12 protein-coding genes are annotated in these 12,862 nt (G+C 34.4%); 5 read left to right on the forward strand and 7 right to left on the reverse strand.

What is annotated here, in order from left to right; translation table 11 throughout:
* Positions 1–35: 35 nt before the first annotated feature.
* Complete coding sequence (locus CXF59_RS02850; RefSeq protein WP_101136211.1) at positions 36–1,247, forward strand: multidrug effflux MFS transporter; 1,212 nt, start codon at positions 36–38, stop codon at positions 1,245–1,247.
* Positions 1,248–1,714: 467 nt separating this feature from the next.
* On the opposite strand, the gene CXF59_RS02855 is transcribed toward CXF59_RS02850, so the two are convergent.
* The 6 genes from CXF59_RS02855 to CXF59_RS02885 form a co-directional block, all read right to left on the reverse strand.
* Complete coding sequence (locus CXF59_RS02855; protein ID WP_101136502.1) at positions 1,715–2,998, reverse strand: NAD(P)/FAD-dependent oxidoreductase; 1,284 nt, start codon at positions 2,996–2,998, stop codon at positions 1,715–1,717.
* 266 nt (positions 2,999–3,264) lie between these two features.
* On the reverse strand, positions 3,265–3,690 hold the full coding sequence (locus tag CXF59_RS02860; RefSeq protein ID WP_101136212.1) for a hypothetical protein: 426 nt from the start codon (positions 3,688–3,690) through the stop codon (positions 3,265–3,267).
* A gap of 1,026 nt (positions 3,691–4,716) precedes the next feature.
* Entirely contained in the window at positions 4,717–5,565 is an 849-nt protein-coding gene (locus CXF59_RS15185) for a carboxypeptidase-like regulatory domain-containing protein (RefSeq protein WP_232758600.1), read from the reverse strand.
* 201 nt (positions 5,566–5,766) lie between these two features.
* Positions 5,767–7,104, reverse strand: a complete 1,338-nt coding sequence (locus tag CXF59_RS02875) for a DEAD/DEAH box helicase (protein ID WP_101136213.1) — start codon at positions 7,102–7,104, stop codon at positions 5,767–5,769.
* 132 nt (positions 7,105–7,236) lie between these two features.
* Positions 7,237–8,781 carry a DEAD/DEAH box helicase gene (locus tag CXF59_RS02880; protein WP_101136214.1) on the reverse strand — a complete coding sequence of 515 codons (1,545 nt, stop codon included), beginning with the start codon at positions 8,779–8,781 and terminating at the stop codon, positions 7,237–7,239.
* A 108-nt stretch (positions 8,782–8,889) separates the two neighbouring features.
* The gene (locus tag CXF59_RS02885) at positions 8,890–9,420 is read right to left on the reverse strand and encodes a DUF6155 family protein (protein ID WP_101136215.1); all 531 of its coding nucleotides are present in this window, start codon (positions 9,418–9,420) and stop codon (positions 8,890–8,892) included.
* Between the two features lie 103 nt (positions 9,421–9,523).
* Between CXF59_RS02885 and CXF59_RS02890 the strand changes: the two genes are divergently transcribed.
* From CXF59_RS02890 to CXF59_RS02900, 3 genes are read left to right on the forward strand one after another with little or no spacing between them, the layout of a single operon-like run.
* Complete coding sequence (locus tag CXF59_RS02890; protein WP_101136216.1) at positions 9,524–9,808, forward strand: DUF3817 domain-containing protein; 285 nt, start codon at positions 9,524–9,526, stop codon at positions 9,806–9,808.
* A complete protein-coding gene (locus CXF59_RS02895) occupies positions 9,801–11,063 on the forward strand; it encodes a mechanosensitive ion channel family protein (RefSeq protein ID WP_101136217.1) in 1,263 nt (420 codons plus the stop codon). The genes CXF59_RS02890 and CXF59_RS02895 overlap by 8 nt, the downstream gene beginning before the upstream one ends.
* A gap of 6 nt (positions 11,064–11,069) precedes the next feature.
* Positions 11,070–11,654, forward strand: coding sequence for a GNAT family N-acetyltransferase (locus CXF59_RS02900; protein WP_101136218.1), 585 nt, complete (start codon positions 11,070–11,072; stop codon positions 11,652–11,654).
* Positions 11,655–11,769: 115 nt separating this feature from the next.
* Here the strand turns inward: CXF59_RS02900 and CXF59_RS02905 are convergent, their stop codons facing one another.
* Entirely contained in the window at positions 11,770–12,153 is a 384-nt protein-coding gene (locus CXF59_RS02905) for an acyl-CoA thioesterase (protein WP_091088133.1), read from the reverse strand.
* Positions 12,154–12,225: 72 nt separating this feature from the next.
* Between CXF59_RS02905 and CXF59_RS02910 the strand changes: the two genes are divergently transcribed.
* Positions 12,226–12,615 (forward strand): glyoxalase, encoded by a 390-nt coding sequence (locus CXF59_RS02910; RefSeq protein WP_101136219.1) that lies wholly within the window; start codon positions 12,226–12,228, stop codon positions 12,613–12,615.
* The last annotated feature ends 247 nt before the right edge of the window (positions 12,616–12,862 follow it).

Below are 12,862 nucleotides of genomic sequence, written 5' to 3' on the forward strand. Positions count from 1 at the left end.
AATATTTACCTTTGCAAAAAATTTAAGAAGTAATTTTGAGTACAAATACACCTAGATCCAAATTAAAATATTTTCAGTTAATCCTAATTTTAGGTTCTCTAACCGCACTGGGACCATTTTCAATTGATATGTATTTACCCGGGTTTTCGGGAATTGCAGAAGATCTAAATACTACAGTTGCTAAAGTATCCATGACCCTATCCAGTTATTTTATTGGGATTTCTGCAGGACAATTGCTGTATGGCCCATTACTTGATCGTTTTGGAAGAAAAAAACCATTATTTATTGGATTGTTGGTCTATATTTTAGCCTCTTTGGGTTGCGCGTTTGTTGGCGATATAGATACTTTTATTGGTTTGCGTTTTATACAAGCAGTAGGCAGCTGTGCCGCTACGGTAGCTGCTATAGCAATGGTTCGAGATTTGTTTCCCGTAAAAGAAATTCCAAAAGTACTTTCGTTATTGATGTTGGTCGTAGGGCTTTCGCCAATGTTAGCACCTACTATTGGTGGGTATGTAACAGCTGCCCACGGATGGCATGTTGTATTTTTAATTTTAATGGGTATTGGAATCGTGGTTCTTTTGGCTGCTCATTTTGGGTTGCCACATACGCACGAACCGGATACTTCTATTTCGTTGAAACCAAAACCAATTATTCTTAATTTTTGGAGCGTAATGAGAGAACCCCAGTTTTATACGTATGCTTTTACGGGAGCGATTGCTTTCTCTGGCTTGTTTACGTATGTTGCCGCCTCTCCTATTCTATTTATGGATGTTTTTAAAGTAGATGCCAAAACCTATGGTTGGATTTTTGCCTTTATGTCATTGAGTTTTATCAGTGCCAGTCAGTTGAACTCCTTGTTGCTTAGAAAATTTAGCAGTGAGCAAATGATTTTTGGAGCTTTAATTGTGCAATCTGTTATTAGTGTCACTTTCTTGATTGCATCTATAAATCACCTTTTAGGATTATATCAAACAATTGGTATGCTGTTCATTTTCTTGGCTTGTTTGGGTATTTCTAACCCCAATACCGCTGCGCTAACTCTAGCTCCATTTACAAAAAATGCAGGCAGTGCCTCAGCATTAATGGGTGCGATTCAGCTGGGATTAGGTGCTTTTGCTTCTTTTGCTGTGGGTCTTTTTGTTAAAGATTCTATGGTACCTATGGTAGTGATTATGACAATCAGCACCATAGCTGCATTGATTTTCTTAAGTATTGGTAAGAGGAATATTATTGTTAAACATTAAGGCAGGGCTATTACTTTTTAAATATATAAGTAAAAAATAAAACTTGAGGATTAGGGTACAAGCAAATATAAATCTCAATTATTGAAGCAAATAAAGACTTATACTTTCGCTTCTTTACAAAAAATTCCCGCTTTTAGATTGAGAACAGAGTGGTTGCTATAATTGATTGTCCATTTTAAATTATAGTACCTGTATGGTTTAAAAAATGAAAGTGAATCATCGTTATTAATCAGACTAATAGACTTAGATGACTTGTAATTATATGGTTTGAAAAAAATATTTATTCCTTAAAATAAGTAAAGTCTCTATTACTATGGTTATATTTTTAAAGTATTCAAGACAACTTAGATGACTTAAATCATCATAAAAAAACATAATCCAAACAAGTAAACTTGTCTGGATTATGTTTTTAAAATTTATAGTTCAATAAATAAGACGTTCAATTCTTTATACGTCTATAAAATCAACTAGTTCGTTGCACTGCTAGCTTTTTTCCTCGTCTTATCTGGTCTTATAATCATTCTAAGCGATTGATCTTGAGAAAAGTAAGAGATCATCCAGTTGAAGAAGGTTTGTACTCTGTTACGGTATGTTATTAGTGAAATAAGATGGATAAATAACCATATAAGCCAAGCGAAGAATCCATTGAAGTGTAATTTTGGGCTTGGAATATCGACCACAGCCTTATTTTTACCTATAATCGCCATCGACCCTTTGTCGTTATATTTAAATGGGATTAAGGATTTCTCTTTTTGTGTTAATTTGAAATTTTTTGCCAAATTCAGCCCTTGCTGAATAGCGACCTGCGCTACTTGGGGATGTCCATTAGGAAAACCGCTATCAGTAACTTGGATACAAGTATCACCGATAGCATAAATATTTTCAGTCCCGTTTACCTTGTTGAACGCATCGGTAGCCATTCGTCTTCCACGACCATAACTTTCTGCGGGAATACCGTCAAATACTATAGCTGAAACACCGGCAGCCCAAATTAAATTTTTGGTCTGGATCGTCTCTCCAGTCGATAAGAATACTGTGTCATCGACATAATCAACAACTTGGGTATTTAATTGTACTACAACCCCTAAATTAGTCAGTGCTTTCAGTGTATCATCCTGTGACGCTTTACTCATAGGTGCCAACAAAGCATCTCCCCCATCAACTAAATAAATATTACTTGCAGAAGTACCTAATTCAGGGTACTCTTTTTGGAAAATACTCTTTCTCATTTCGGCATACATACCAGAAACTTCTACTCCGGTTGGTCCTCCACCAGCAACTACAATAGTCAATAATTTACGACGTTCTCTGGTGTCCTTACAAATCGCTGCTTTTTCTAAATTTTTTAATATAGTATTGCGCATTTCAATGGCATCATTCAATGTCTTCATTGGAATGGCATTTTTCTTTACATTTTCCATTCCGAAATAACTCGTTTCAGCACCCGTTGCAAAAACAAGGTGGTCGTAACTCATTTCTCCATTATGAAGTATAATTTTATTTTCTGAAGGCACAACTTTCAATAACTTTCCAAGACGAAACTGAAGGTTTTTTTTACCTGCAAAAAATTTACGGTAAGGATAACTAATACTAGAAGGTTCTAGAAAGGCAGTAGCAACCTGATAAATAAGCGGCGGAAAAAAGTTATAGTTGTTTTTATCAACAAGAGTAACCTGGACACCTTTTTGATTTAAAAGTTCCGTGGCAAGATTAATACCCGCAAATCCTCCGCCTATTATTACAATATTCATATGATGTTTTTTAATAGTTTTGATAAAAATTTTGCCATAAAGGTAAGTCATTTATAGCAGGCTGTCAAGAGACAAAATGATAAAAACGACGATATGATCATTTTAATATTGTAAACGCTGCATGGCTTGGACGTGCGATAATTTAGATTAATTTGGAGTTATGTTATGCAAACGATTGCGTATTCTAAACGAGGCTAACTTGATTACGTAATTTCTGATTAAGCACTATTAAAAAATTGCAGATTCTACCATGTTGTACCTCATTTTTAATACTCTTTTTCATATTTTAAACCTGGTCCGTCGCATTGTTGCCAATTGCTGAAAAATATATTTTCTGATTGAAAATACATTTCTTCTTTCAATAGGGAGGAACAACTTCCAATGATTTCGCTTTCACTGCTATAGGTAAACTGCAATATGTTGCCGTTTGAAGAGTTAACAAGACGATAGGTTCCGGAAATTTGAGTTACGACTTTATTTTTTTCTCTGGATTTTGTAAATGTTCCGTTGGCATTTAATAAATAAAATTCTTGCCATTCCATATTGGAACCAGTCGTTTCAGAATTTGCCATCCTTCCAGTCATTTGAGTAAGTTGCCATTTTTCCTGGTAATCCTTAGATGTACTTATATCGTTACTTGAACAAGAAAGTAGCGTAGCTAAAAATAAAAAGAGAATCGTGATTTTTTTCATGAAGTGGGAATTTATTTTTTTATTACAGAGCATAAACTCCATAAAAGGCAGCAATAAATTAATTATAACTTCTAAGTAGCAGTCCTAAAATGCCGCCAATCCAAACGGATTGAGATGGCTATAAACCATAAATAACCTGTTTTTGCTCCATCTAACATAGTGAAATTTTATTATAAACGATCAAATACATGCCCCTTTTCTTATTTCTAAATTAAATAAGAAACTAAAAAACCATTGCCCTAATCTTTCTAGCATTGCAATGGTTTTATATTTTTAAAACAGGAAAATTAGTATTTGATTTTTTTTTAAGACCGTCACGCCCTAATTGATCTATGCTATCGTCGTGTTGCTACATCAGAGCGATTTGTATATATAATAGTAGCGGCATACGTTTTTTCAAATGGAATGCCTAAAAGTGATATCCTTTCTATTTCAGATCTTAGGTTGGAAACAACAGTTTCTGAGGAAGTTGCTTTGGTTTGTAAATTGTCGATAAGTCGTTTTTAAAAATTTAGAAAGTCTACGTTTGCTAAAAGTTTGTTTTTTAAAACAGAAAGAGAATCGATGACATTTGACTGTAATTTAAGTAACGAAGTTGCTCTAATCACTTTATAACCTTAAAAATTATTTGATTTATTAATAAGAATGTCAAACTGATATTTGACAGTGGCTGAATCAATTAATTTATTTGTGGGTTGGCTAAAAATTTTTGTTGTAATAAGTAATAGGATAATTGCCGCAATTGTCATTTGTTTGATGAGTTAGAATGCTCTGAATTCATAACTAAGTCTACCACTAGTTATTACTATTATTGCAGAATTTTCGCACATTTAATTAAAGTTGTTTGGCGTTTTTATCAGATAAAGAATGTTGAAATGAATTTTCACCCCGCTGCAAAGACTCCTGACTTTATGCCTGCAAACTAAAATCGCAACAAAAATAACGAACTGGTGCCTTTGCTCAGCCTACTTTGTTGTGCAGCGTCACGTTGGGATTATAGTACTAGAATAATTTAGTCAGTCTTTTTTATTTAGAATATTCTTTCACTTTTAAATGTATTCCAGGTCCTATATTTAACATTAATTTTTCATTTTCCCATTTAAGATTAATATTGTCTCTTGAAACATAGGGACCGCTGAAAACAGCTGATGAAAATTTAATGGCATTTTCTTGATTTGTGATATTTTCTTTGTTTTCAAAATCGATCCATTCTACAGCTACTAAAAATTCACTTTCAAATGATAGATCCTGATTTGATAAGTCTAATTTAGCCATGCCACTTTTTGTAACTGTAACAACATTCTCTGTTCTATTGATCTTTACTAAATCAATAGTACCCTCCACAATAGTATAAAAATTGATTCTGAAAGTTGCAGATTTATATCCTAATTCCGGGAGGTTAAATTGAACATTTTTTAAGTCATAAACTTTATTCTTTTTTACTGTAATTATTTTACCAATTTCAGTGCCTAAACTATTTGAAGTAAAGTTTATTAAAATGCTTTCCGTTTCTGTTTTAGTTCCTACAATTTTTTCTTTTACTTTTCTCTTTTTATTCGAAACAATAACTTCTTTTAAATTCTCAACTTTAGCGTTGAGTAGAATTTGATCTTTTTTTAAAGAAATGCTGATTGTCTTTTTGTCAAAATTCATATGTGAAAAAATTAAATAATCATTTTCTGTTACAGATGTATTTTCAATAGAAAAGTTTCCTTCCAGATTACTTACCGTTCCGATAGCTTTTCCTTTAACCGATATATTTACGTAGGGGATTCCTTTGCCGTATTCGTCGATACATTTCCCTTTAATCTGGGAATAAGAAGGATAAACTAAAAATAAACAAGCAATCAATAATAGTGTAGAATATGATTTCATTTCTTTATAAGTTTCTATTATGACGAATTAACTTGTTTATTGTTACAGTTTTCACACTTATTTCAAGATTACTAGCAAGTAATAAAATCATCAAAGAGGTATAACTTTTCTAATGTTTTAACTATATAAAGAACAAAAAAAACCATTGCCCCGCTTATTCAAGCATTGCAATGGTTTGTCATTTATAAAATAGAAAAAGTACTATTTCATTTTTTGTCTTTTCACCGGTTTTTCTACCGGCTCGTTTTTGTTTTGCAACAAATAATTAGCCAATAATTTTTCGATTAATTCGTCCTTAGTCAAATGATGAAAAACGGTTTTTATTTTAGTTTTTAATTCCGTATCAACGTCATGGTTGGGTTTGGTTTTGAATATTTGTTTAGCCCATAAAAGAGTATTGTTCTCTTCGATGCTTAACGAACTTGGTTTTTTAAATTCAGTAAATTTGATTCCCAGTTCTTTTTCAAAGTCGGCAATATCTTGTACCTCTTCTTCTTGCAGTACCGTTAAGGATAGTCCCTTTGCTCCTGCTCTGGCCGTTCTTCCGCTACGATGTACATATGATTCATACGCATCCGGCAAATGGTAATTGACGACATACGAAATTTCCTTTACGTCGATTCCTCTGGCAGCCAAATCTGTCGCTACTAAGATATTGATGTGTCCTTCACGAAATTGATCCATGATGCGGTCCCTAATTCCTTGTGACAAACTACCGTGCAAGGCTCCCGAAGAAAAACGATTGATAGCTAAGTTTTTAGCTAGTTTATTTACCGCCGCTTTAGTCTTGCAAAAGATGATACCGCGTTCTCCTTCTTTTGAATTCAGGAAATGCATTAAAACGTCTAGTTTCTCAATAGGATCCACAACAATATACTCGTGATCGATTTGTTGATTTCCTACCGTTTCCATATTAGCGCTCACTTGAACTACGTTTTTATTCAAGTAGTTCTGAATCAACTGTTTTATGGTTCCCGGCATAGTAGCCGAAAACAATAATGTTTTGTGTTCTTTTGGTAATTCGGAAATAATTTCATCCAGGCTTTCTTTCAGAATCGTCACCATCTCATCGGCTTCATCTAAAACAAGAAATTTGGTTTCCTTCAGATTGATTGCTTTGCGCTGTATTAAGTCAATTAAACGACCTGGCGTTGCCACAACAATATGTGTGGGTGCAGCCAAGCGCTCGATTTGCGGTTTTATTGGGATGCCACCGCAGGTTGCTGCAATAGAAACTTCAGGAAGGTATTTTGCAAAATCTTCCAGGTTTCTAAAAATCTGATGCCCTAACTCTCTCGTGGGAACCAGAATAAGCGCCTGCACCGCAGGTGAACTGGTGTTTATTAATTGTAAAAGAGGTAATCCAAAAGCTGCTGTTTTTCCGGTACCGGTTTTAGCAAGTCCAACTAAATCAGTGGTATCTGCTAAAAGTAGCGGAATTGCTTTTTGCTGAATTTCTGTGGGTTCAACAATTTTCAACTCTGAAATTGCTTTTAGAATTGGTGCTGAAATCCCTAAATCAGAGAATTGTTTTGGCATTTTATTGGATTTATTATTTTATAAAAAATAGTTGTTTTGTGTGCTGGATTCCTAGTCCTAATGGAAACGGCATCCTGTTGTGGTGGTGTTCACCACAACAGATACAGCGTACAGCGGGAATTGCTCTATATATTATTCATCATCAGGTTCGTTCATAATTCTCTCACGATACTTCTTCCCGATCATTAATGTCATTTTTAATTTGTAATCATCAACCAGCCATTCTCGGTAGTTTTTACTGCACTGGCTTAGACATTTAGAATAACGCTTAATACGGCAGTCAATATCGTCATCCAGTTCTCGTGACAATGATTTGGCTTGCTGCAATGTTTCCGTGTTGTCCACACACATCGAAGAATGTTGTTCTAACGATTTGTCTAAAACTACTTTTGAACGCAGGTTTTGTGCAATGATGAGTTTGTGTTCTTCATCGACATCAAATCCTACTTCGGCAGTTTTACTAAACTTCGCTCGTAATTCTGGTGGCATGGAATACTTGAAATACAATTCTATCTCGGTGTCATCACGTAAATTTTCTAGATAAAACTCAGGTGATTTGAAGATGTGTTGCCAGTTTACAGGCTCACTCCACAAACCGAATCGGGCTGCGTTATTTCCTAAATCGATTACGGTAAACATATCTTTGTTAGGCAGTTTTCTGGAACCACGGCCAATCATTTGATAGTATAAAGTCAACGATTTTGTAGCTCTGTTCAGAATAATGGTATCTACGGTAGGCTCATCAAAACCGGTGGTTAGGATCCCAACCGAAGTCAAAATCGCATCCGGTGTTTTCTTAAACCACTGTAAAATATCTTTACGTTCCTCTGTGCTGCTAGTATTGTCAAGATGACGAATAGGATAACCCGCTTCTCTGAATGTTTCATAAACGTATAACGAAGTATTGATTCCGTTATTGAAAATCAAAGTCTTTTTACCTAATGATTTTTCTGTATAGGCATGCAATAATTTCTCCTGCATCGCCATGTTAGTATATAAATCATCGGATGATTTAACGGTGTAATCCCCGTTAATCCCTACCTTCAAAGAGGTCAGACCTACATCATAACTGTATGTGATCGCTTTTGCCAAGAAACCATTTTCAATCAATGAATTGATAGTGTCCCCTACGATTAATTCATCGTAGCTTTCATGCATAGGCAACTTTATATTTGAACTCAAAGGAGTTGCCGTAACTCCAAGAATAAAGGCATTGGTAAAGGAACTCAATAACTTACGGAACGAGTTGTAGTGGGCTTCATCGATGATAACCAGTCCTACATTATCTAAATGCAGTTTCTCATCATTGATACGGTTTTTCAAAGTCTCTACCATGGCCACAAAACAAGAATATTCGTTTTGGTCCGGGAGGTCTTTTACCTTACTGTTTATAATTTTGTTTTTTACATCAAAACCTTTTAACATCTTAGAGGTTTGTTTACACAGCTCAATTCTGTGTGTCAAAACAACTACTTTTTTGTCACTTTTAGATAAATAGCGACGAACGATTTCAGAGAAAACAACCGTTTTACCACCACCGGTAGGCAGTTGATATAACAGGTGATGTTGTTTTGGTGCATTGTCTATCCTTTCAAAGATGGAATCAATATCTCCTTTTTGGTATCCATAGAGCTCTTTTCGGTCTTCTTTTTCTACTTCTATAGTATTTTCAAGCATTGTATTTTGTTGGGTTTTTGCAAAAATACACCTAAAAAACAGTTATTCTGTTATATATAATTTAAAATATAGGGATGGATTGAAGAAATTTCTGTTATGAGGGAGTTGCTAATACTCGAATCTCTCGATGATTGCGTTAAATTCCGACTCGTTTTTCCAATTTTGTGTCATCGTTTCCTTATGAATACCATTAATCCTGGTTTTAAATTCATTGAGGATGCCGTTTGCAATCATATAAATCACTGCCTGCTCAAATGAGTTCAGCATACTTTTATAAAACAGCTCTTGTTTTATCGCGTTTTCTGAGGAGAATGCCTGTGCAATTTCGACATTGTAAAGCATTACATCCGTTATTATAAATGGGTCTACGCCCAAAGTAATAAAGTGTTTGATGTACCTCTGGGCAACGGAACGGCGCATTTTAGGCTTTTTGCGCTTCTTGGCAGTCGTTTGAATCGGAAAATATTCATTCGAAATTTTAAGCTTGCATTCTTGCAACAGTGTTTCTTCCTTTGGGTTAAACACAAAGTTATAATACACTTTTACAGGGCTGAATTTCTCATACAATTCGAGAATCTGCTCTTCGAGTTGCTCTTTCGTAAGTTCGTTTAAATATTTTTTTAAATCGCGTTTGCTCATTTTAGAAGTTTCAGACTACAAAAGTAAAAGACTTTAAGATTGAATACCCATAAAATCAATCCTAATTACTTAATTTTGCCCATAATTAATAAAAATAAAGTAAATGCTCAAATTTTTTAAGGTCGTAGCCATTCTGGAAGGAATATCTTATTTGGCGTTGTTTTCGAATATGCTTTTTATCAAACCAACTAATAGCGATCTATATCATAGTTTGCTATATCCTATAGGAATGAGTCACGGCGTCCTATTTATCGGGTATGTTATACTGGCGACTTTATTAAAAAAATCTCAAAATTGGAATTTTAAGACTTTTGCGATTATTCAATTAGCCTCTCTTATTCCATTTGGTACTTTTTATATAGAGAAAAAATACTGCGGAAATGTTTAAATTCATAGAAAAAACATTCACTTTTTTTTATCCGATACTCCGTAAATGGGGCATGGGATATAGTTTTGCGTCCTATTTAAGTCTGTTTCTAAATATAGTTCTGCTCTGCGTTTTGGCATACACCATGTATGTGGTGTTCCGTCTGGTTTTAGTAACTATAATGATATTCATAGCGCGCAAGACCAGAACGAAATTTGATGATTTACTGGTAACCAATAAAACAGCTAAATACATAGCCCATTTAATTCCATTATTGTTCATCTATAAAGCGGTTCCTGTCATTCTGGAGCGCTATGAATACTGGGAAGGGCTTTTTGGAAAATTAGTGGGAATCTATATCGTCATCTTAGTACTTTGGATTATTCGTACGATTTTTAATGCTTTACGGGATTATCTAAAACTAAAACCTCGATACAGCGATAAACCCATCGATAGTTTCATTCAGGTTATTATGATTGTATTGTGGATTGTTGGAATTACGATTATTTTATCGCGATTGTTTGAAATTGGTCATACAGAGCTTTTAACTACTTTTGGAGCTGTATCTGCTTTGATTATATTAATTTTCAGAGATATTATTTTAGGTTTTGTAGCCAGTGTGCAAGTGTCTATAAATGATATGATTCGAATAGGCGACTGGATAACCATGGGTAAATTTGGTGCTGACGGGGATGTGATTGAAATCAACCTGACTACGGTGAAAGTTCGAAATTTTGACAATACCACTACGACCATTCCAACCTATAGTTTGAGTTCTGATTCTTTTCAAAACTGGCGTGGTATGCTTCATTCTGATGGGCGACGTATAAAAAGACATATTCTGATTAAAGCCAGCAGTATCCGCTTTTTGAATAACGAGGAGTTAAAAGACATGCAGAAAATTACCCTCATAAGTGATTATATTGATACCCGAATGGCTGAAGTCGATAAATACAATGTGGATAATATTATTGATAAATCGCTTGCGATCAATGGTCGTAACATTACTAATTTAGGATTGTTCAGAAAATATATTACTCAATACCTTAGTAATCATCCGGCCATAAACAAAGACCTGCTTTTACTCTGTCGTCAATTGCAATCGACAGCACAGGGCGTTCCGTTAGAGGTCTATGCTTTTACAAGCGACAAACAGTGGCAAAATTATGAGTATATCATGTCTGATATCTTTGATCATGTTATAGCGTCAGTACCTTATTTTGGTCTTGAGTTATACGAATTGCCTTCTAACAGTGAATTTCTAAAACAAACATAAATTTTAATGCTTCTAATAAAAAAAATAGAACTCTTTAGCTCACGATTAAAACTAAGGTTGATTGACAACGCCGATTTAAATGCGATCCATATTTTGCATTCTTTAGCAGAAACCGATGAATTTAATGCGTTGGGAATTCCTAAAAATCTTGGCGAAACCAACAGCATAATCGAGCCGTGGATATTAGCAAATAAAGAAGCAGAAATTCAAACTTATACCTTCGCTATCGAAGAAAGAAACACGAATCAATTCATTGGTTTATTTGGACTTAAATTAGGGACGAAAAAGTACCGAAAAGGTGAAGTGTGGTACAAATTACATTTAGATCATTGGGGAAAAGGATTTGGAACAGAAGCGCTTAATAGGGTTCTCGATTTTGGTTTTGATGATTTGAATTTGCATCGTATGCAAGCGGGTTGCGCGGTAGACAATATTGGTTCCATTAAAGTACTTGAAAAGGCAGGAATGCTAAGAGAAGGACGGGGAAGACAACTACTACCATTGAAATGGGGTTGGTCTGATAATTTCGAGTATGCCATTCTAAAAACAGATGACAGAAACACAAATCTGCAAACAAAAGATAACCTTTGACCGCCACAGCCTCACAGATTACAAATATGATTTTTGAAAATAGGTGAATCTGATTAATACTTCAGACATAGCCCTGGGCTCTCCCCGAGCTATTTTGAATCAGTTTTCGAATTAGCTACAGGCGATTTTTCACAAACTCAATCTCTGTTTTACCATGTGCTTTTGGCTTGCCGTCCTCTCCCAAGTTGACCATCGTAGTGCTGGCTATTGAAATAATCGTTTCGCGGGTCATCATATTTCGAACCTCGCATTTTAGCGTAAGGGAACTGTTTCCAAACTTTACCACATCAATACCAATTTCGATAATATCTCCCTGCTTTGCGGAGCTTCTAAAATTAATTTCCGACATGTGTTTGGTCACCACTCTTTGATTTTCTAGTTGAATAATGGAGTATAAAGCCAATTCTTCATCTATCCAAGCTAGTAATTGACCCCCAAATAAAGTTCCATTTGGATTTAGGTCTTCCGGTTTTATCCATTTTCTTGTGTGAAATCTCATCTTTTTTATTTTTTATAATGCGAAAGTAACCTATCTCCGCTCATTTTTTTATAATTTTATAGAAAAAAAAAGATGGATCAAAGAGATGTTTTTTTAAAAGAATTCCGTGGAGGTACAATAGGAAGTGTCGGTACCCAATCCTCATCAGAGGAAATGTTTCAGAATCAGGTCCTGCGACCAATCTTAAAGCTGCAAAATGATTTATTTATTGCTTCTTTTAAAAATTATTCAGCCAAGTACAACCGCGATTTTCATTCTCAAACCACCGAGAAAAAGTTGGCAACCATTGAAAATGCAATTCAAAAGGACATTAAATACCGAAATGCATTAAAAGGAATCGTAATAGGATTATTCACGATAGAGGAATATTTGTTTTATCTCAAGAACTCATCAAATCTTAACAAAAGAATGATGACCATGCTAATTGAAAGGTTAAAAAGTCAAGTAAAACTGTTTGAATAGCGTTTTATTAAATTTTCTGTTTCCGTAAAACATTGATTTTATATAAATTAACTCCATTTTAATCCAAAACCACAGCCTACCACTATCGCTTTTATTTTAATATTCTCAATAAAATCAAGCTTTAGTGGCAAAATTATATGAATAATAAAAAATTTAGGTATCCCTACTATTTTTAATATAAAAAAAGGAATTATATAAGTAATTTATATAATCTGAACGAATATTTTCATTATTATTGTTAAAAGCA

The sequence above is a fragment of the Flavobacterium sp. ALD4 genome, assembly GCF_002836475.1.
In the GTDB taxonomy this organism is placed as follows: Bacteria; Bacteroidota; Bacteroidia; order Flavobacteriales; family Flavobacteriaceae; genus Flavobacterium.